Source organism: Serratia sp. HNCC26DJ206, from assembly GCF_057180605.1.
Window position 1 is genome coordinate 1 of sequence record NZ_JBXUGP010000049.1, and the last position, 20,818, is coordinate 20,818.

The window sequence follows — 20,818 nt, forward strand, 5'->3', positions numbered from 1 at the left end:
AGCATTACAGCCTAGCTGGAGGTTTTCTGTGCACAAGAAAAAGGGGCGATTTGCATCGCCCCTAGAGATTTACTGCGGTAGAAGGTTATGCCGCTTCAGTCTGCTGCTGGCGTTTTTCCTTCTTCACCGGCTTTTCCGGCTTGTGCGACGCCAGCGCTTCAGGAGCAAAATCATCAACGTTGATCGAACGCAGACGGCTTTCTTCGGCTTTCACCAGGATCTTCGCTTCATCAGCATTGATTTTGCCTTCTTCCAATGCACGTTGTGCCAGACGATCTAACCGAGTAAACGGCAGGTTTTTGCCCATTGCTGTACAGAGGCGCTGATGGATAGGCTCTGCGGCCATCACGTCGACCAGAGCCGCTTCCAGCAAGCCCACCGGGTTATGCTCGCTCGGCGTCAGGTATTGACCACGGCCCAAACGACTGCGGGTAGCAGACGGTTGTTGGAGGATCTTCGCCAGTTGATGGTCAAGGCGATCCGACGGTGCAGAGTGGACGCGGCCGAACGGGAACACCACCAAACGCAGTGCACCGGCGATAAAACGATTCGGGAAGTTACGCAATAAATCATCCAGCGCTTGTTCTGCCTGATTCAGGCTATCCTGCACGCCCCAATGGACCAGCGGCAGATCTTCTTTCTGACGGCCTTCATCTTCAAAGCGTTTCAGCGTTGCCGAGGCCAGATACATCTGGCTAAGCACATCCCCCAGACGCGCGGAGATACGTTCGCGGCGCTTCAAGCTACCGCCCAGCACGCCCATGGAAACATCAGACAGCAAGGCCAGGTTGGCACTTAAGCGGTTCAAGTGCTGGTAGTAGCGGCGGGTTGAATCTTTGGTCGGGCTGCTGCTGGTGCGGCCGTTGGTCAGGCCAAGCCACAGGCTGCGGATTTTATTACTGCCGACGTGGCCCAGATGGCCGAGCAGGGCTTTATCGAACGCGTGTAGATCGTTGTCTTGCGCTGCCGCCATTTCGGTCAGCACATAAGGATGGCAGCGGATCGCTCCTTGACCGAAGATCATCATGGTGCGAGTCAGGATGTTGGCCCCTTCAACCGTGATGGCAATCGGTGCGCCCTGATAAGCACGGGCCAGGAAGTTGGATTCGCCCAGCATGATGCCTTTACCACCGGTGATATCCATTGCATCAATGATGGCCTGCTGACCACGGTGGGTACAATGATATTTAACGATGGCTGACAGCACCGCCGGTTTTTCGCCCTGCATCAGCGCATAGGTGATCAGCGAAGCGGCGGCATCCATTACGTAGGTGTTACCGGCAATGCGCGCCAGTGGTTCTTCGATCCCTTCCATTTTACCGATAGAGATTTTGAACTGACGGCGGATATGGGCATAAGCCCCGGTTGCCAGCGCAATGGACTTCAGGCTGCCGGTAGAGTTGGAAGGCAAGGTGATACCGCGCCCGACCGACAGGCACTCAACCAGCATACGCCAGCCCTGACCGGCCATTTTTGGCCCGCCGATGATGTAGTCGATTGGCACGAACACGTCGTTGCCGCAGGTTGGGCCATTCTGGAACGGTACGTTCAGCGGGAAATGGCGGTTGCCGATTTCCACTCCTGGGGTGTTGGTCGGGATCAGCGCACAGGTAATGCCTGGGGAGGCGTTATCGCTTAGCAGGTGATCCGGGTCATGCAGCTTGAATGCCAGGCCCAATACGGTGGCGATTGGCGCCAGAGTAATGTAGCGCTTGTTCCAGGTCAGGCGCATGCCAAGAACCTGTTGGCCCTGCCATTCGCCCATGCAGACGGTACCGGTATCCGGAATGGCTCCCGCATCGGAACCGGCTTCCGGGCTGGTCAGTGCAAAGCAAGGGATTTCGTCGCCGCGCGCCAGGCCCGGCAGGTAATGATCTTTTTGTTCTTCAGTGCCGTAGTGTTGCAGCAGTTCGCCTGGGCCGAGGGAGTTAGGCACGCCAACGGTAATCGCCAGAATACCGGAGACACCGGCCAGTTTCTGCAGTACGCGAGCTTGCGCATACGGAGAGAATTCCAGGCCGCCGTACTCTTTCTTGATGATCATGGCGAAGAAGCGGTGTTCTTTCAGATAGGCCCACAGCTCTGGCGGCAGGTCGGCCAGTTCGTGGGTGATCTGGAAGTCATTGGCCATGCGGCAGGCTTCTTCAACTGGGCCATCGATAAACGCCTGCTCTTCTTCCGTCAACTTAGGTTGCGGATAGTTATGCAGTTTGTTCCAGTCTGGCTGGCCACGGAACAGGTCGCCTTCCCACCAGGTGGTCCCGGCTTCGATGGCTTCTTTTTCCGTGGTGGACATCGGTGGCATCACCTTGCGGAAGGCGCGCAGAGCCGGTGCGGAAAACAGCGAGCGGCGCAGCGAGGTAATATTCAGCGGCAGCAGAATGATCGCCAGCGGCAGCAGCATCCAATAGCTCCACAGGCCGATAGCGCCCATGGCCACCGTATAGGCCAGCAGAAGGAGACTGCTGAGCGCCAGATTCACTCGGTGATAAAACACCACGCCAATGAGTGCGAGTAGGACAACGATGCTAAGAACCATCATAAGAAGCTCCGAAGTAGTAAGAGGTCTGACCTGTTGTATGTATTGGTTGTAGTCCATGCCCAGACTTTTATCAATACATTTACACTTCAATTACAACTTAAGTCACAAACTGGCGATGCCCGTCATCAAAAACTTCTACTGTAGCTCAACACAGGTGCTGTTTCATTCACAGCACTTCTCGGTTTTTCTGCGATCCGTTACACTGCACAGCGAAAGATTGACGATGCCACAGAACAAAAAGAGGCGATCTCCATGTACCACGATTTAATTCGCAGTGAACTGAACGAAGCGGCTGATACTCTGGCGAAATTCCTCAGCGATGATGCCAATATTGACGCTATCCAACGTGCGGCGGTCTTACTAGCCGATGCCTTTAAAGCGGGTGGGAAAGTGATTTCCTGCGGCAACGGGGGTTCTCACTGTGATGCGATGCACTTCGCAGAAGAGTTGACGGGGCGTTATCGTGAAAACCGCCCTGGCTACCCGGCTATCGCGATTTCTGACGTCAGCCATCTGTCCTGTGTCGGTAACGATTTTGGCTACGACTATGTCTTCTCGCGTTATGTGGAAGCGGTTGGCCGTGCGGGGGATGTGCTGCTGGGTATTTCCACTTCCGGTAATTCTGGCAACGTGATCAAGGCCATCGAAGCGGCTCGCGCCAAGGGGATGCAAGTCATCACCCTGACTGGCAAAGACGGCGGTAAAATGGCCGGTTCTGCTGATGTCGAAATCCGCGTTCCGCACTTTGGCTACGCCGATCGTATTCAGGAAATCCATATCAAAGCGATCCATATCCTGATTCAGCTAATTGAAAAAGAGATGGTCAAGGCTTGATATATCTAGGCAGCCCGCGCCAGGTTTAGGCTGGTGGTGAATGGCAGCAGGGCGCAGCAAAGTGCGCCCATAGTGTAATGTGCTTAAGGAGTGGCTTTCGATGTGTGAATTGCTCGGGATGAGCGCAAATGTGCCAACCGATATTTGCTTTAGCTTTAGCGGGCTGGTTCAGCGCGGTGGCGGCACCGGGCCACATAAAGATGGTTGGGGCATTACTTTCTATGAAGGTAATGGTTGCCGCACCTTCAAGGATCCACAGCCGAGTTTCAATTCACCGATCGCCCGCTTGGTACAGGAATACCCGATCAAATCCTGCGCGGTGGTTTCTCATATTCGCCAGGCTAACCGTGGTGAAGTGGCGCTGGAAAATACCCACCCGTTCACCCGTGAACTGTGGGGCCGTAACTGGACCTATGCTCACAATGGCCAGCTTAAAGGATATCGCCAACTGCCTACCGGCAACTTCCGCCCGGTGGGGCAAACCGACAGTGAATATGCCTTTTGCTGGCTGCTGAATCAGTTGGCGTTGAAATATCCACGGACGCCCAGCAATTGGCCCGCGGTGTTCCGCTATATTGCCCAGCTTGCCGATCAACTGCGGCAGAAGGGCGTATTCAATATGCTGCTGTCGGACGGGCGCTTTGTGATGGCCTATTGCTCAACCAATCTTTACTGGATCACCCGACGCGCCCCCTTTGGCAAAGCAACGTTGCTCGATCAGGATGTAGAAATTGATTTTCAGCGGCAGACTACGCCCAATGACGTGGTAACGGTGATTGCGACCCAACCGCTGACCGGCAATGAAACCTGGCACAAAATTGCGCCAGGTGAATTTGCTTTATTTTACTACGGTGAACGGCTTGGCCTGGGTGAGCGGGTTAGCATCAACCGTTGAGGCATATTGCGTCGGCTGGCCGCTGCTGTTAACCGGGTGGGCCAGTACGTATTGGCCATTGGTCACGTTAACCATTGGCGGCTGGCGGTTTTTGACAAAGTAGTCATAACCCGGTTTCAACTGGCGCCAGAAGTTGATGTAGTTAGATGAACGGTGGCGTTGCAGATTCTGTTCGGTCATGCGGAACGGATAAATGCTGATATTCACCTGGGCCTGACCATAGTTAAATGCCGCCTCTACATAGCGATAAATCTCGTCCATATAGGTGTTGGTCATCGCGTAGCAACCAATGGATTTGCATTCGCCGTGGATCATCAGATAGGCACCGGAATAGCCCTGTGCTTTATCATAATCATTCGGGAAGCCGATATTGATCGCTCGATAATATTTGCTGTTGGGTTTTAGATTGCGCACGTCGACGCTATAAAAACCTTCTGGGCTTTTAAAGTCACCTTCACGGCGTTTCGGGCCCAAACCCCCTGAGAAATTGCAGATCGGGAAAGAGTTCACCAGGCGGAATTCATTACCCATTTTGGCGTATAATTCCAACTTGCGTTCTTCTTTGAATATCTGGATATAGACGGGTGAACCCAATAATTGCTGTTTAACTAACGGTGATTCGGGGGCCTGCTCGCTGGCGCTACAGGCCGTGATCATCGGCATACAAAATAGCATCGCAAACAACAGCGCGACTTTGCTCATTATTATTCCTGATTATATTTACTGCTGGCTTAGAGAACGCCGCCAGCATGCCACTGACTTATGTGATTGCACTAAATGCTACGCCAGATTACCAGTGTGTTTTTTTTTAGCAATACACGAAGTGTATAAAAAAACTACAAGCATCGGTAAAAGTGAATTGACTGGCAGATTTTAACGATGAGTGATGAAAAATTGCCGCTATTTAATTGTGTTTGCTTGACTCAGGTCACTAGATAGCACGGAAAAATATTACCAAAAATGTTAGTATCCCACCTCTGTTTTACTATCCTTATTGGTTATCGACGGGGTTATTTTGAGTGAAATAGAATCAACCGCGTCTTGGTATTGATAACAAGGTTTTAACACGCTCTGTGGCCGGAATATTGTGATAGAAAAACGGTTCAGTGAGAGTTTCATGTTGGGTATGATCTTGTCGTGCTCATCCTGAGGTTGTTATGGCAACCTCGTCATCCTGGCATCGTCTGTGCCTGCCTTTTGGGCTGGTAAGACGTGTGGACATTTTAAACATCGTGTACATCCTATGATCAGAATCAGAAAAGGGTTAGATCTGCCGATATCCGGGATACCGTCTCAGGTGATTCAGGACGGCCCCGTTATCACGCGTGTGGCACTGCTTGGCCAAGATTATGTCGGTATGCGTCCCTCCATGCTGGTGGAGGAAGGCGATCGCGTTAAAAAAGGCCAGGCGCTGTTCGAAGACAAAAAGAATCCTGGCGTTTTCTTCACGGCACCCGCCAGCGGGCGCATTGCTGCTATCCAGCGCGGTGAACGTCGCGTGCTGCAATCGGTAGTGATTGAGATCGAAAACGGCGGTGATGAGCAGGTGGAGTTCGCTTATTACCAGCAGGCCGATCTGCCGCAGTTGGAGCGTGAGCAGGTCGAAAGTGATTTGCTGGCCAGCGGTTTGTGGAGCGCACTGCGCACCCGCCCGTTCAGCAAGGCACCGCGTATTGGCTCTGTACCTCGCGCGATTTTCGTTAGCGCCATGGATACTCAGCCGTTAGCGGCCGATCCGCAGGTGATCATTGCCGAACAGCTGGCGGCGTTTAACGCCGGGCTGACGGTGTTGACGCGCCTGACCGATGGCAAAGTGCATGTCTGTCAGGCGGCAGGTGCCCGGCTGGCGGAACAGAGTGGGGCACAGATTAGCTACAGCGAGTTCGCTGGCCCACACCCTGCCGGTTTGGTGGGGACGCATATTCATTTCCTGGAGCCGGTCAGCCTTAAGAAGACCGTCTGGCATATCGGCTATCAGGATGTTATCGCCATCGGTACCTTGTTTACCACTGGCAGGCTCGATACCCGCCGCGTTGTGGCGCTGGCCGGGCCACAGGTGGAGCAACCCATTCTGCTGCGTACCCGTTTGGGAGCCAGCCTGGATGATTTGACCGCTGGCCGTCTGAAGGCCGGTGAAAACCGTGTGATTTCCGGTTCGGTGCTGAGTGGCACCCATGCCATTGGGCCGAATGCCTGGCTTGGCCGCTTCCATAATCAGGTCTCGGTGCTGCTGGAAGGGCGCGAGAAAGAGCTGTTCGGTTGGATTGCTCCAGCACCCGATAAATTCTCCATCACCCGCACTACGCTGGGGCATTTCCTGAAGAATAAGCTGTTCGCCTTTTCGACCACCACCAACGGCGGTGAGCGTTCAATGGTGCCCATCGGCAACTATGAGCGCGTCATGCCGCTGGACATTTTGCCGACCCACTTATTGCGCGATCTGTTATCTGGTGATACCGACAGCGCTCAGGCGCTGGGCTGCCTGGAGCTGGATGAAGAAGATCTGGCGTTATGCACCTTCGTGTGCCCTGGCAAGTATGAATATGGCCCGGTGCTGCGTGACGTGCTGACCAAGATTGAGCAGGAAGGATAACCCATGGGCCTGAAGAATTTTTTAGACAAGATTGAACATCACTTCACGCCGGGCGGCAAGCTGGAAAAGTGGTATCCGCTGTATGAAGCGACCGCTACGGTGTTCTACACCCCCGGCACGGTGACGCATGGTGCTTCGCACGTGCGTGATGCTATCGATCTGAAACGCATGATGATCCTGGTGTGGTTGGCGGTCTTCCCGGCGATGTTCTGGGGGATGTACAACGTCGGCCAGCAGGCGATTCCGGCATTGCACCATCTTTACAGCGGTGAACAACTGCAACAGGTGCTGGCAGGCGACTGGCATTACAGCCTGGCGCAGTGGCTGGGGGCATCGTTAAGTTCCGATGCGGGCTGGGTCAGCAAGATGGTGCTCGGTGCAACCTACTTTGTGCCGCTCTACGCCGTAGCCTTCCTGGTGGGTGGTTTCTGGGAAGTGTTGTTCGCCATGGTCCGTAAACATGAGATCAACGAAGGCTTCTTCGTGACCTCCATTTTGTTTGCGTTAATCCTACCACCGACGCTGCCGCTATGGCAGGCGGCGCTGGGTATCACTTTTGGCGTGGTGATCGCCAAAGAGATCTTTGGCGGCACCGGGCGCAACTTCCTTAACCCGGCGCTGGCAGGGCGTGCTTTCCTGTTCTTCGCTTATCCAGCGCAGATCTCCGGCGATCTGGTGTGGACTTCCGCAGACGGTTTCTCCGGTGCCACGCCGTTGGCGCAATGGGGCACGGGTGGGGTTCACAGCCTGAGTAACGCCGTGACCGGGCAACCGATCACCTGGATGGATGCGTTTATGGGCAATATCCCGGGTTCGATAGGGGAAGTGTCTACGCTGATGATCCTGATTGGCGGCGCGATCATTCTGTTTGGCCGCGTGGCTTCCTGGCGCATTGTCGCCGGGGTGATGATCGGCATGATCGCCACTGCTTATCTGTTCAACGCCATCGGTTCTGCCACCAACCCGCTGTTTGCCATGCCATGGTACTGGCATCTGGTGCTCGGGGGTTTTGCCTTCGGCATGATCTTTATGGCTACCGACCCGGTTTCTGCCTCGTTTACCAACAAGGGGAAATGGTGGTACGGCATGTTGATCGGCGCGATGTGCGTGCTGATCCGAGTGGTCAATCCGGCCTATCCGGAAGGCATGATGCTGGCGATCCTGTTCGCCAACCTGTTCGCACCGCTGTTCGATTATCTGGTGGTGCAGGCCAACATCAAGCGGAGAAAAGCCCGTGGCGAATGAATCTAAAAATGACGGCATCGGCAAAACGCTGATGGTCGTCCTGCTGTTATGCCTGGTGTGTTCTGTGGTGGTGGCGGGTTCCGCCGTGGGGTTGAAACCCAGACAGCAGGAACAGCGCTTGTTGGACAAGCAACGTAACATCCTTGACGTCGCGGGGCTGCTGGTACGTGGCATGCCTGGTGAGCAGGTCAGGGCAACCTTTAGCAAGCGCATTGAAACGCGCCTGCTGGATCTGAACAGCGGTGAGTTTGTGCCGGGCAATCATAGCGATTTTGATCTGGCCGCTGCGTTGCGCAGCAATGCCAACAGCATCGCCTTGCCGGCCAGCAAAGATCTGGCTGGGATCCGCCGCCGCAGCAACCAGGCAGAAATCTATCTGGTGCGTGATGACGCCGGTGCGGTAAGCAAAATCATCCTGCCGGTATATGGTGCCGGGCTGTGGTCGATGATGTACGCCTTTGTGGCAATCGATGCCGACGGTAATACCGTACGCGGCCTCAGTTTCTACCAGCATGGTGAAACCCCAGGGCTGGGTGGCGAAATCCAAAACCCTAACTGGCGTGCGCAATGGGTAGGCAGGCAGCTGTTTGATGAGAACGGCAACCCGGCGATCCGCATTGTGAAAGGCGGTGCGCGCTCAGGGGATATTCACTCGGTGGATGGTTTGTCCGGTGCGACGCTCACCTCCAACGGTGTGCAGAATACCTTTAACTTCTGGTTGGGCGAGCACGGCTTTGGCCCATTCCTGCAAAGAGTCCGTGAAGGAGCGCTGAAGAATGGCTGATTCCAAAGAGATTAAGCGGGTTCTACTGGGGCCGCTGTTTGACAATAACCCGATCGCCTTGCAGATCCTCGGGGTGTGTTCGGCGTTGGCGGTGACCACCAAGCTGGAAACGGCCTTGGTGATGACCATTGCGGTGACGCTGGTGACGGCGTTTTCCAGCTTCTTTATTTCGCTGATTCGCCATCATATTCCCAACAGCGTGCGCATTATTGTACAGATGACCATTATCGCTTCGCTGGTGATCGTGGTGGATCAACTGCTGCGCGCCTATGCGTTTGAGATTTCGAAACAGCTGTCGGTGTTCGTTGGCCTGATTATCACCAACTGTATCGTGATGGGGCGCGCGGAAGCTTACGCCATGAAGTCGCCGCCGATCGAAAGCTTTATGGACGGTATCGGCAACGGCTTGGGATACGGCGTGATCCTGATCCTGGTGGGGTTCCTGCGCGAACTGATCGGTTCAGGCATGCTGTTCGATATCCCAATACTGGTGACGGTGCAGAACGGCGGCTGGTATCAGCCTAACGGCCTGTTCCTGCTGGCACCAAGCGCGTTCTTTATCATCGGCCTGCTGATCTGGGGTTTACGCACCCTGAAGCCAGCTCAGATAGAAAAGGAGTAACCGCCGATGGAACATTATATCAGCCTGTTTGTGCGTGCAGTGTTTGTTGAAAACATGGCGTTGGCGTTTTTCCTCGGCATGTGTACCTTCCTGGCGGTGTCGAAAAAGGTTTCTACCGCCTTTGGCCTAGGGATTGCGGTCACCCTGGTGCTCGGTATTTCCGTGCCGGTGAACAACCTGGTGTATAACCTGCTGCTGCGTGACGGTGCGCTGGTGGAAGGTGTCGATCTGAGTTTCCTCAATTTCATCACCTTTATTGGTGTGATCGCTGCACTGGTACAGATTCTGGAGATGATCCTCGATCGTTTCTTCCCGGCTCTGTATAACGCCCTCGGTATCTTCCTGCCGTTGATCACTGTGAACTGCGCAATCTTTGGTGGCGTGTCCTTCATGGTACAGCGCGATTACAACTTTATGGAATCCGTGGTGTATGGCTTTGGCTCCGGTATTGGCTGGATGCTGGCCATCGTGGCCCTGGCGGGGATCCGCGAAAAACTGAAGTATGCCGATGTGCCAGCCGGATTACGTGGTCTGGGCATTACCTTTATTGCCACCGGGCTGATGGCGTTGGGCTTTATGTCCTTCTCTGGCGTTCAGTTATAAAGGCGGGAAGTATTTATGGAAATTATTTTAGGCGTCGCCATGTTCACCTGCATCGTTATGGTGTTGGCACTGCTGATTCTGTTTGCCAAATCCAAGCTGGTAAATACCGGTGATATCGCCGTTGAGGTTAATGGCGATCAAGATAAAAGCTTTACCGCTCCGGCGGGGGATAAACTGCTCAACATGCTCTCCAGCCAGGGGATCTTTGTTTCCTCGGCCTGCGGCGGCGGCGGCTCTTGTGGCCAGTGCCGGGTGGTGATCAAAGAGGGCGGCGGCGATATTCTTCCCACTGAGCTTTCCCATATCAGCAAGCGTGAAGCAAAAGAGGGTTGCCGCCTGGCGTGCCAGGTGAACGTGAAGCAGAACCTCAAGATCGAACTGCCGGAAGAGATCTTCGGCGTGAAGAAATGGGATTGCGAAGTTATCTCTAACGATAACAAAGCCACCTTTATCAAAGAGCTGATGCTGAAGATCCCTGATGGCGAAGATGTGCCATTCCGTGCCGGGGGCTTTATTCAGATCGAGGCTCCGGCGCACGAAGTCAGCTATGCCGATTTTGAAGTACCGCAGGAATACCGGGGTGATTGGGACAAATTCAACCTGTTCCGCTTCCGTTCCGTAGTGAAGGAACCCACGGTTCGAGCCTACTCAATGGCCAACTACCCGGATGAAAAGGGCATCATCATGCTCAACGTGCGTATCGCTACGCCGCCACCAAATAACCCTGAGGCACCTCCGGGCATTATGTCTTCCTATATCTGGTCGCTGAAAGCGGGCGATAAGGTGACGATCTCCGGGCCGTTTGGCGAGTTTTTTGCCAAAGAGACTCAGGCCGAAATGGTGTTTATCGGCGGCGGGGCCGGTATGGCACCGATGCGTTCACACATTTTCGATCAGTTGAAACGCCTCAAATCCAAGCGCAAAATCACCTTCTGGTACGGTGCTCGTTCTCTGCGTGAAATGTTCTACGAAGATGACTTCAATCATCTGCAGGAAGAGAATGAAAACTTTACTTGGCACGTGGCGCTTTCCGATCCGCAGCCAGAAGATAATTGGACTGGATACACCGGTTTTATTCACAACGTTCTGCTGGAAAACTATCTGAGGAACCATCCGGCACCGGAAGATTGTGAATTTTATATGTGTGGCCCACCAATGATGAACGCGGCAGTGATCAAAATGCTGAAGGATCTGGGTGTTGAAGACGATAACATTATGCTTGATGATTTTGGTGGTTAAACAGGCGGTTGAATGAAGTTTTGCATGACAATAGTGGCGCTTGGCGCCACTTTGCTATTGGCGGGTTGTGAGCCGAAGCAGGAAAACCTCGACGGCAAGACGATGGGAACCTATTACTCGATCCGTTTTGTTCCTGGGGAAGAGACGCCCGCCGTTGAGGCGTTGCGCGCTGAGATCGATAAACGGCTGGAACAGGTTAACGATCAGATGTCGACCTATCGGCCTGATTCTGAACTGAGCCGGTTTAACGCCAGCCGCGAAGTGAACCAACCGTTCCCGGTTTCCGCTGCAACCACGGAAGTCGTGCTGGAAGCATTGCGTATCAACCGGGTGACCGACGGCGCGCTTGATGTCACCGTTGGGCCGCTGGTAAATCTGTGGGGCTTTGGCCCTGAAGGCCGTCCGAATAAAGTGCCGAGCGCCGCTGAGTTGGCGCTGCGCCGCAGTTGGACCGGTATCGACAAGCTGTCGGTCGAAGGTAACGCGCTGGTGAAGAGCATTCCGGAGTTGTATGTCGATCTCTCTTCTATCGCCAAAGGTTATGGTGTGGATGTGATCGCGCAGTACCTGCAATCACAGCAGGTCAAAAACTACATGGTTGATATCGGTGGCGAAGTGCGTACCCGCGGCCACAACGGTGAGAAAAAACCGTGGCGTATTGCCATTGAACGCCCAACCGCCGGTGTGGAACAACAGGCGCATCTGGTGATTGAACCGGGTGAAATGTCCGTCGCTACCTCCGGTGATTACCGTAACTACTTCGAACAGGATGGCGTGCGCTATTCTCATACTATCGATCCGAACACTGGTAAGCCGATCAATCACCATCTGGTGTCGGTTACCGTGATCAGCCCGCAGTGTATGACCGCTGACGGCCTTTCCACCGGTCTGAATGTGTTGGGGCCGGATCGAGGCATGGCGTTGGCCAATCTGATGGGGATTCCGGTATTTATGATCGTGAAAACCACCAACGGCTTTGAAGAGCGTTATTCCGAGGCGTTTAAACCCTATCTGAAGAAAAGCGAGTGAGGCGGTTATGCTGACGGTATTCGTTGCATCTTTTGTGCTGTTTCTGCTGGTGGTTATCGGTATGTCGCTTGGCTATCTGTTCCGGCGCAAAACCCTGCAAGGCAGTTGCGGGGGGATCACCGCGTTGGGAATGGAAAAGGTCTGCGATTGCCCAGAACCCTGCGATGCACGCAAGAAGCGTTTGGCGAAAGAAGCGCGGCGGCGTGAGCAACTGGAAAAGCACCGCATCTTATAACCGCTGAATATCAAGGGGTTCTGTCTACAGAACTCTCAGACGGTAGGCAAAGCCGGTTATTAGGGGGAGCGTGCCGAAGGGGTCGTAACGGCGTAAGCCGTCGGAGTGCCCCTCGGTGCGCTAGACCCGGGTATCTCGGGCTAGAGAGCGACTTTGTCATCAACCTCCGGGTTTTGTCTACAGAACCCTTTTTTTGCCACTCGGATCATCGCCATGTTTGAGTTTTTCCATAATTAACTGTATATTTAAACAGTGTTATGGGAGGTGAGATGCGTAAAATCATTCATGTCGATATGGATTGCTTCTTCGCGGCGGTGGAAATGCGCGACGATCCCAGCCTGCGCGATATTCCATTGGCGATTGGCGGCAGTGCGGATCGGCGTGGGGTGATCAGCACCGCCAACTATCCTGCGCGCCGTTACGGTGTGCGTAGCGCTATGTCTACCGCTATGGCATTCAAGCTTTGCCCGCATCTGAAGTTGCTACCGGGACGGATGGCGGCCTATAAAGAAGCCTCGCAGCAGATCCGCGCTATTTTTGCCCGTTACACGTCACTGATTGAACCGCTATCGCTGGACGAAGCTTATCTGGATGTGAGCGACAGCGCACAGTGCAGCGGTTCAGCAACGCTGATCGCCCAAGAGATCCGTCAGGCGATCTCAGATGAATTGCATCTCACCGCCTCGGCCGGGATCGCACCGATCAAATTTCTCGCCAAAATCGCCTCGGAATTGAATAAACCTAACGGGCAATACGTGATTACGCCCGCGCAGGTACCCGCATTTTTGCAGCAGTTGCCGCTCGGCAAAATCCCAGGTGTGGGTAAAGTGACCGCCAAGCGGCTGGAAGAGCTAGGCTTGTTCACCTGCGCCGATGTGCAGCAATACGATCTGGCGGCCCTGCTCAAAAGCTTTGGCAAGTTTGGCCGGGTGCTGTGGGAACGCAGCCAGGGTATTGATGAGCGCGAGGTTTCCCCCGATCGCCTACGTAAGTCGGTTGGCGTTGAGCGCACGCTAGCGGAGGATATTCATCGTTGGGAAGATTGCGAGACGCTGATTGTCGACAAACTCTATCCCGAGTTGGAGATGCGTTTGCGTAAGGTTAAACCGGATCTGCATATCGCCCGACAAGGGGTGAAACTGAAGTTTCAGGACTTTCAGCAGACCACGCAGGAGCATATCTGGCCGGTACTGAATCAAGAGGATTTGATCAACGTAGCCCGAAGAGTGTGGCAAGAGCGGCGGGAAGGGCGCGGCGTGCGCCTGGTGGGCTTGCATGTGACGTTGCTGGATCCGCAGCTTGAGCGGCAACTGGTGCTGACGTGGTAATAACGGGCGGTTGATGCTGAATTAAGCTGGCAGAGAACAAGGATTGTACCCTGCCAGCGGTACTCTTATTCGCGCTCAGGAATCGCTTTCAGCAGTTCGGTCAACAGCGTCCAGTATTGCCCAACGCTGGCAATATGCACCTGCTCGTCCGGCGAGTGTGGCCCGGTGATGGTTGGCCCAATCGACACCATATCCATATGCGGGTAAGGCTTTTTGAACAAGCCACATTCCAACCCGGCGTGGATCACCATAATGTTTGGCGTGCTGTTAAACAGTTTCTGGTAGGTTTCACGCACCAACTGCATTACCGGTGAATTGGCATCCGGCTGCCAGCCAGGATAAGCGCCCTTGGCTTCGGTCTGGGCGTTAGCCAGTTGGCCCAGTGCGCTCAGCATCCCCACTACATAATCTTTACCACTGTCGATCAGAGAGCGGATCAGGCAGACGATCTCTGCTTCTTTTTCGCTGGTGGTAACGACGCCGACGTTCAGTGAGGTTTCCACTACGCCTTTCACTTCGTCGCTCATACGGATCACACCGTTAGGCGTGCCGTTCAGCAGGGCGATGAAACGCGCCTGGCTGCTGGCGGTCATGGCCTGTGATGTGCTGGTGACGGGATCCAGCAGCACGGTGATATTTTTTTCTTTCGCCGCCAGTTCGTTTTTCAGAATCGCCAAGTAGTGCTGGCTCAGGGCTTTCAGCGCATCGGCCTTCGCTGCTGGTACCGCAACCACCGCAGAAGCTTCGCGTGGGATCGCGTTGCGTAGCGTACCGCCGTTCAGATCCAGCAGGCGCAGGTCCAGTTCTTGCGCGTGAGCAAACAGGAAACGCGCCAGCAGCTTGTTGGCATTGCCTAAGCCCTGATGGATTTCCGCGCCTGAGTGGCCACCCTTCAAGCCCTTGAGGGTCAGCTTCAAGGTCTGATAACCGGCTGGAACCGCTTCACGCTCTAATGGCAACGTGGTAATGAAATCAATACCACCAGCGCAACCCATGTAGATTTCGCCTTCCGTTTCGGAGTCGGTGTTGATCAGGATATCGGCCTGTAGCCAGTTGGGCTGCAAGCCAAAAGCGCCATCCATACCGGCTTCTTCGGTCATGGTCAGCAGTACTTCCAATGGGCCGTGCTCAACGCGGTCATCAGCCAGTACGGCTAACGCAGAGGCCATGCCGATGCCGTTATCCGCGCCCAGCGTGGTACCACGGGCTTTTACCCAGTCGCCATCAACGTAAGCTTGAATCGGATCTTTGGCGAAGTCGTGAACGGTATCGTTATTTTTCTGCGGCACCATATCAAGGTGTGCCTGCATCGCAACCGGTTTGCGGTTTTCCATGCCTTTGGTGGCTGGCTTACGCAGCAGAATGTTACCCACCTGATCGCGTTCGGCGTGCAGGTTCTTTTCTTTTGCCCAACTGAGGATGTGCTGTGCCAGCGCTTCTTCATGGTAAGAAGGGTGGGGAATCGAGCAGATCTTGGCAAAAATATCCCACAGCGGCTGTGGCGAAAGTTGAGACAATTCAGACACTAGAGGTCTCCTGTTACAGCATACCTTACAGAGGGAATGCTGTGCGGTTAGGGTGAGTTGATATCTGTGCTTGGTGGCACGATGCTCTGAGAATATCACTTTATTTCAGGGCGCGCGCGCGCCGTATTGTGCTGTTTAGCCCGTTGAACACCTCGGTTTAACCGGGGCAGCTTGGCTTAATCAGCATCAATCATCCCTATGCTTGTTAGACGAAATACGGAGGAATTCCTCAGTTCAACTGGTATTCGGCGCGGTCAGTCTCTATAATCTCGCGCAACCTTTTTTCCCCCTGATTACTGAATAAGCCACATCAACTGCTGGCCGGGACCACACATTCTATGAGCGAAAAATACGTTGTTACCTGGGACATGTTGCAAATGCAAGCGCGCAAACTGGCTCACCGCCTGCTGCCTGCCGATCAATGGAAAGGCATCATTGCCGTCAGCCGTGGTGGCCTGGTACCGGCCTCGTTGCTGGCGCGTGAACTGAGCATCCGTTATGTCGATACCGTGTGTATTTCCAGCTATGACCACGACAACCAGCGCGAGATGAAGGTGCTGAAACGTGCCGAAGGTGATGGTGAAGGTTTTATCGTGGTTGACGATCTGGTGGATACCGGCGGCACCGCGAAAGCGATTCGTGATATGTACCCGAAAGCCCACTTCGTCACTATTTTTGCCAAACCGGCTGGCCGCCCGCTAGTTGATGACTACGTGGTTGATATCCCTCAAGATACCTGGATCGAACAGCCATGGGACATGGGCGTGGCCTTTGTACCACCGATCGGCGGTCGTTGAGTTCAGCCAAAACGCCCGGTTCCGCCGGGCGTTTGTTATCGCACTTGGCAGCCTGATTTCGTCATCTTCTGTAAATTACCCGCATTCTGCCGTTGAGCTTTGGTGTCTGTAACCAGAGTTAGGTACACTACCCCCAGACATTCCGGCTGTTTTATACCCGTCGTCTTTCAAGCAGCAGCGTTGTTACCTGCGCTAGTTCACCCCAGTCACTTACTTGAGTAAGCTCCAGGGATGAACTAGCTTGGTGCCTAGCTGCAACTCGAAATCCATAGGGTATTGGCCTTGAAGCAAGATTCTCGGAGGCTGTTGTTACCATGGCACAAGCCAACCTTTCTGAAGTACTGTTCAAACCTTCATTTAAACATGTTGAAACCTCAACGCTAGTAACGCGCGCTCACCACGTAGTGGGGGCGGATATGCATTCGGCGCTGGAGGGAGATACCGGCAACAACTGGTATCGCATGCTTAATCACCTGCTGTGGACTTGGCGCGGTATCGATCCGCTGGAGATCAGCGAAGTCTTGGCGCGTATTGCCAACTCGAACGCCGAGCACAGCGACGATCACCTGCTGGATACCGTGGTCGGTTACCGCAACGGCAACTGGATTTATGAGTGGGTACGCCAGGGCATGCAGTGGCAACAGCGTGCCTTGGAACAGGAAGATCCGCTGTTGGCAGGGCAGTATTGGCTCAATGCCGCCAATCTCTACAGCATCGCCGGTTACCCGCATCTGAAAGGGGATGAACTGGCTGAGCAGGCGGAGGTGCTGTCCAACCGCGCGTATGAAGAGGCCGCCTTGTTGTTACCGTACCAGCTCAAAGAGCTGGAATTTGCCATTGAGGGCGGCAGCGCGATCACCGGTTTTCTGCATATGCCGGAAAACGGGCAGGCGCCGTTCCCGACCGTGCTGATGTGCGGCAGCCTCGATACGTTGCAGACCGACTATCACCGCCTATTTCGCGATTACCTGGCTCCGCTGGGCATTGCGATGCTGACCATTGACATGCCTTCTATTGGCTCATCTTATAAATGGAAACTGACGCAGGACTCCAGCTTCCTGCATCAGCAAGTATTGATGCAACTGCCTTCGGTGCCGTGGATCGATCACCAGCGCGTTGCTGCCTTTGGTTTCCGTTTTGGTGCCAATGTGGCGGTACGTCTGGCTTATCTGGAAGCGAACCGTCTGCGTGGTGTGGCGTGCGTGGGTGCTCTGGTACACAGCCTGCTGTGCGAAGCGCGATGCCAGGAACTGGTGCCCGATATGTATATGGACGTGCTGGCCAGCCGTATGGGCATGTCTAATGCGTCCGACAGCGTATTGAAAACCGAACTGAACCGCTATTCGCTGAAAACGCAGGGGCTGCTTGGCCGCCGTTGCCCAACGCCGATGCTGGCGGCTTATTGGGATGGCGATCCGCTTAGCCCGAAAGCCGAAGCTCAACTGATCGCCTCATCCTCGCTGGATGGCAAACTGATCGCCATCCCTCGCTCGCCGGTCTACGAGAATTTCCACAAATCGCTGCTGGAGATTTGTAACTGGTTGAAAGATAAAATGCGTTAACCATTGCTAATTTTCAACAGTTTGCTAAAAAGGATGGACTACATTGAGGAGGTTAAACAATGACGTTACCAAGTGGCCATCCTAAGAGCCGGTTAATGAAACGCTTTGCCAGCCTGGGGCCTTATCTGCGCGAAGGCAAGTGTGAAAATGACCGTTTCTTCTTTGATTGTTTAGCGGTCTGCGTCAACGTAAAGCCCGCACCGGAAAAGCGCGAGTTCTGGGGATGGTGGATCGAACTGCAGGCTGACCAATCCCGCTTTAGCTATACCTATCAATTTGGCCTGTTCAATAAAGATGGGCAGTGGAAAGCCGAAAAGATTAAAGACAGTGAAGTCCAGGAGAAGTTGGAAACCACGCTGCGCGATTTCCATCGTCGCTTGGGGGAACTGATGACTAGCTTGGAACTGGTGCTGGAGCCTGCTGCTGACTTTAATGAGAAGCTAATCAAACTCTCCGCCTAGATCATTTTCGCTTCATAATTGCGCTGAAATCGCGTTGTGCCTGTTGGCATAACGCGTGTCTCCTGTTACAAAGTCCTTTGCATCCCCTTCTTATTTCAATGGCAGAGATATTATGAGCAGCAGCCAGACATTGGTTGTGAAATTGGGCACCAGCGTGTTGACCGGCGGATCGCTGCGTCTGAACCGCGCCCATATTGTCGAACTGGTGCGCCAGTGCGCGCAGCAGCATGCGGCAGGTCACCGTATTGTTATTGTCACTTCCGGGGCGATTGCTGCCGGGCGTGAGCACCTGGGCTACCCCGAACTGCCCGCCACCATTGCGTCCAAGCAGTTGCTGGCGGCGGTAGGGCAAAGCCGCCTGATCCAACTGTGGGAACAGTTGTTCTCCATTTACGGCATCCACATCGGGCAGATGCTGCTGACGCGTGCCGATCTTGAAGACCGCGAACGGTTCCTCAACGCGCGTGACACCATGAGCGCGCTGCTGGATAACCGCATCGTGCCGGTGATCAATGAAAATGACGCGGTGGCTACCGCAGAAATCAAGGTTGGTGATAACGACAACCTTTCGGCACTGGCGGCTATTCTGGCTGGGGCGGATAAACTGCTGCTGCTGACCGATCAGCAGGGCTTGTACACTGCCGATCCGCGCAATAACCCCACGGCTGAGCTGATCCGTGAAGTGCATGGAATTGATGATGCCCTGCGTGCCATCGCCGGTGACAGCGTATCCGGCCTTGGCACCGGCGGCATGGGCACCAAATTACAGGCCGCCGACGTTGCTTGCCGCGCGGGTATTGATGTGATTATCGCTGCGGGCAGCAAGCCGGGCGTGGTTGCCGATGTGATTGAGGGTAAACCGGTGGGCACCCGTTTCCACGCGCTGGAAACCCCGCTGGAGAACCGTAAGCGCTGGATCTTCGGTGCTCCACCTGCGGGTGAAATTACCGTGGATGACGGCGCGATAGAAGCCATGATGGCGCGTGGCAGTTCACTGCTGCCAAAAGGGATCCGTGACGTTAAAGGTGATTTCTCCCGTGGTGAAGTGATCCGCATCTGCAATCTGGCGGGGCGCGATCTGGCCCATGGCGTCAGCCGCTATAACAGCGATGCGATGCGTATGATTGCCGGGCATCACTCACAGGAAATCAACGAAATTTTGGGTTATGAGTATGGTCCGGTGGCAGTCCACCGCGACGATATGATTGTCAGCTAAGGAGTGAGCATGCTCGAGCAGATGGGGAAGGCCGCGAAGCAGGCTTCCTGGCAACTGGCGGTGCTAAGCACGGCAAAGAAAAATCAGGTGTTGGCGGTGATGGCCGACAGGCTGGAAGCTAACAGCGAAGTGATCTTGCAGGCTAACGAACAGGATATGGCGCAGGCGCGTGAGGCCGGGATGAGTGAAGCCCTGCTGGATCGCCTGTTGCTGACGCCCGCCCGTTTGGCGGCGATTGCCAATGATGTGCGGCAGGTGTGCCGTTTGAGCGATCCGGTGGGCCATGTGCTCGATGGCAGCCTGTTGGACAGTGGCCTGAAGCTGGAGCGCCGCCGTGTGCCGCTCGGCGTGATCGGAGTGATCTATGAAGCACGCCCTAACGTCACGATCGACGTGGCCAGCCTGTGCCTGAAAACCGGCAACGCGGTGATCTTGCGCGGTGGCAAAGAGACGCACCATACCAATCAGGCCACGGTGAAAGTGATCCAGCAAGCGTTGGAACAATGTGGTCTGCCTGCCGCCGCCGTGCAGGCGATCGAAAGCCCGGATCGTGCTCTGGTGAACGAACTGCTGCGTATGGATCGTTATGTCGATATGCTGATCCCGCGTGGTGGTGCCGGTTTACATAAACTGTGCCGTGAACAGTCGACTATTCCGGTGATTACCGGCGGCATTGGCGTGTGCCACATCTACGTGGATGACAGTGTGGATTATGACAAAGCGCTGTTGGTGATTGAAAACGCCAAGATCCAGCGGCCAAGTGCCTGCAACTCGGTGGAAACCCTACTGGTTAACCGCACTATCGCTAACAGCTTCTTGCCCGCGCTGAGTGTGCGTATGGCAGCGGTGGGGGTGACGCTGCACGCCAGCGATAATGCCATGCCGTTGTTACAGGAAGGCCCGGCACGGGTGATTGCGGTAGAAGCGAAAGACTACGACGACGAATGGCTGTCGCTGGATATGAACGTAACGCTGGTGGACGATATCGATCAGGCGATCGACCATATCCGCACTCACGGCACCAGCCACTCGGATGCAATTCTGACGCGTTCACTGAGCAACGCCGAATATTTTGTGCGTGCGGTGGACTCTTCAGCGGTGTACGTCAACGCCAGCACCCGTTTTACCGACGGCGGCCAGTTTGGTCTGGGAGCCGAAGTGGCGGTGAGCACCCAGAAACTGCATGCTCGTGGCCCGATGGGGTTGGATGCGCTGACTACCTATAAATGGATTGGTTACGGCGACGATCTGGCTCGCAGTTAACGTTTTTTATGTGCATGGTGAAAACCAGGGGCACGTTGTGCCCC

19 protein-coding genes are annotated in these 20,818 nt (G+C 54.6%); 16 read left to right on the plus strand and 3 right to left on the minus strand.

Annotation, left to right across the window (positions count from 1 at the left end; translation table 11 throughout):
- Positions 1–85: 85 nt before the first annotated feature.
- A complete protein-coding gene (gene fadE, locus AC2A1E_RS22425) occupies positions 86–2,542 on the minus strand; it encodes an acyl-CoA dehydrogenase FadE (RefSeq protein ID WP_484385580.1) in 2,457 nt (818 codons plus the stop codon).
- A gap of 252 nt (positions 2,543–2,794) precedes the next feature.
- Here fadE and lpcA point away from each other — a divergent pair, with 252 nt between their 5' ends.
- Both lpcA and AC2A1E_RS22435 read left to right on the plus strand, forming a co-directional pair.
- Positions 2,795–3,376, plus strand: a complete 582-nt coding sequence (lpcA, locus tag AC2A1E_RS22430) for a D-sedoheptulose 7-phosphate isomerase (protein ID WP_459401448.1) — start codon at positions 2,795–2,797, stop codon at positions 3,374–3,376.
- 100 nt (positions 3,377–3,476) lie between these two features.
- On the plus strand, positions 3,477–4,271 hold the full coding sequence (locus AC2A1E_RS22435) for a class II glutamine amidotransferase (protein WP_473188450.1): 795 nt from the start codon (positions 3,477–3,479) through the stop codon (positions 4,269–4,271).
- Here the strand turns inward: AC2A1E_RS22435 and dpaA are convergent.
- Positions 4,215–4,973 carry a peptidoglycan meso-diaminopimelic acid protein amidase gene (gene dpaA, locus AC2A1E_RS22440; RefSeq protein WP_484385581.1) on the minus strand — a complete coding sequence of 253 codons (759 nt, stop codon included), beginning with the start codon at positions 4,971–4,973 and terminating at the stop codon, positions 4,215–4,217. The two genes, AC2A1E_RS22435 and dpaA, sit on opposite strands and share 57 nt — an antisense overlap.
- Before the next feature lie 541 nt (positions 4,974–5,514).
- On the opposite strand from dpaA, the gene AC2A1E_RS22445 reads away from it, so the two are divergent.
- The 9 genes from AC2A1E_RS22445 to dinB all read left to right on the plus strand — a co-directional run bounded on the left by AC2A1E_RS22445 (position 5,515) and on the right by dinB (position 13,949).
- The gene (locus AC2A1E_RS22445) at positions 5,515–6,864 is read left to right on the plus strand and encodes a Na(+)-translocating NADH-quinone reductase subunit A (protein ID WP_484385582.1); all 1,350 of its coding nucleotides are present in this window, start codon (positions 5,515–5,517) and stop codon (positions 6,862–6,864) included.
- 3 nt (positions 6,865–6,867) lie between these two features.
- On the plus strand, positions 6,868–8,109 hold the full coding sequence (locus AC2A1E_RS22450) for an NADH:ubiquinone reductase (Na(+)-transporting) subunit B (RefSeq protein WP_484385583.1): 1,242 nt from the start codon (positions 6,868–6,870) through the stop codon (positions 8,107–8,109).
- Entirely contained in the window at positions 8,099–8,893 is a 795-nt protein-coding gene (locus AC2A1E_RS22455; protein WP_484385584.1) for a Na(+)-translocating NADH-quinone reductase subunit C, read from the plus strand. Before AC2A1E_RS22450 ends, AC2A1E_RS22455 begins: the two co-directional genes overlap by 11 nt.
- On the plus strand, positions 8,886–9,515 hold the full coding sequence (locus AC2A1E_RS22460) for an NADH:ubiquinone reductase (Na(+)-transporting) subunit D (protein ID WP_037403833.1): 630 nt from the start codon (positions 8,886–8,888) through the stop codon (positions 9,513–9,515). The genes AC2A1E_RS22455 and AC2A1E_RS22460 overlap by 8 nt, the downstream gene beginning before the upstream one ends.
- A gap of 6 nt (positions 9,516–9,521) precedes the next feature.
- Entirely contained in the window at positions 9,522–10,118 is a 597-nt protein-coding gene (gene nqrE, locus AC2A1E_RS22465; protein ID WP_037403832.1) for an NADH:ubiquinone reductase (Na(+)-transporting) subunit E, read from the plus strand.
- Positions 10,119–10,133: 15 nt separating this feature from the next.
- Positions 10,134–11,357: an NADH:ubiquinone reductase (Na(+)-transporting) subunit F gene (nqrF, locus tag AC2A1E_RS22470; RefSeq protein ID WP_484385585.1), complete on the plus strand. Its 1,224-nt coding sequence runs from the start codon at positions 10,134–10,136 to the stop codon at positions 11,355–11,357.
- A gap of 12 nt (positions 11,358–11,369) precedes the next feature.
- Positions 11,370–12,386, plus strand: a complete 1,017-nt coding sequence (locus AC2A1E_RS22475; protein ID WP_484385586.1) for an FAD:protein FMN transferase — start codon at positions 11,370–11,372, stop codon at positions 12,384–12,386.
- A gap of 7 nt (positions 12,387–12,393) precedes the next feature.
- Positions 12,394–12,621, plus strand: a complete 228-nt coding sequence (nqrM, locus tag AC2A1E_RS22480; RefSeq protein WP_459401456.1) for a (Na+)-NQR maturation NqrM — start codon at positions 12,394–12,396, stop codon at positions 12,619–12,621.
- 269 nt (positions 12,622–12,890) lie between these two features.
- Positions 12,891–13,949, plus strand: a complete 1,059-nt coding sequence (dinB, locus tag AC2A1E_RS22485; RefSeq protein ID WP_484385587.1) for a DNA polymerase IV — start codon at positions 12,891–12,893, stop codon at positions 13,947–13,949.
- 65 nt (positions 13,950–14,014) lie between these two features.
- Here the strand turns inward: dinB and pepD are convergent, their stop codons facing one another.
- Complete coding sequence (gene pepD, locus AC2A1E_RS22490) at positions 14,015–15,475, minus strand: beta-Ala-His dipeptidase (protein ID WP_484385588.1); 1,461 nt, start codon at positions 15,473–15,475, stop codon at positions 14,015–14,017.
- 338 nt (positions 15,476–15,813) lie between these two features.
- Between pepD and gpt the strand changes: the two genes are divergently transcribed.
- From gpt to proA, 5 genes are all read left to right on the plus strand, one after another.
- The gene (gene gpt, locus AC2A1E_RS22495; RefSeq protein WP_459401459.1) at positions 15,814–16,272 is read left to right on the plus strand and encodes a xanthine phosphoribosyltransferase; all 459 of its coding nucleotides are present in this window, start codon (positions 15,814–15,816) and stop codon (positions 16,270–16,272) included.
- 314 nt (positions 16,273–16,586) lie between these two features.
- Positions 16,587–17,834, plus strand: coding sequence for an esterase FrsA (gene frsA, locus AC2A1E_RS22500; RefSeq protein WP_484385589.1), 1,248 nt, complete (start codon positions 16,587–16,589; stop codon positions 17,832–17,834).
- A 59-nt stretch (positions 17,835–17,893) separates the two neighbouring features.
- The gene (gene crl / locus AC2A1E_RS22505; protein ID WP_484385590.1) at positions 17,894–18,295 is read left to right on the plus strand and encodes a sigma factor-binding protein Crl; all 402 of its coding nucleotides are present in this window, start codon (positions 17,894–17,896) and stop codon (positions 18,293–18,295) included.
- A 112-nt stretch (positions 18,296–18,407) separates the two neighbouring features.
- Positions 18,408–19,511, plus strand: coding sequence for a glutamate 5-kinase (proB, locus tag AC2A1E_RS22510; protein ID WP_484385591.1), 1,104 nt, complete (start codon positions 18,408–18,410; stop codon positions 19,509–19,511).
- A 9-nt stretch (positions 19,512–19,520) separates the two neighbouring features.
- Positions 19,521–20,774, plus strand: a complete 1,254-nt coding sequence (proA, locus tag AC2A1E_RS22515; protein ID WP_484385592.1) for a glutamate-5-semialdehyde dehydrogenase — start codon at positions 19,521–19,523, stop codon at positions 20,772–20,774.
- Positions 20,775–20,818: the final 44 nt, after the last annotated feature.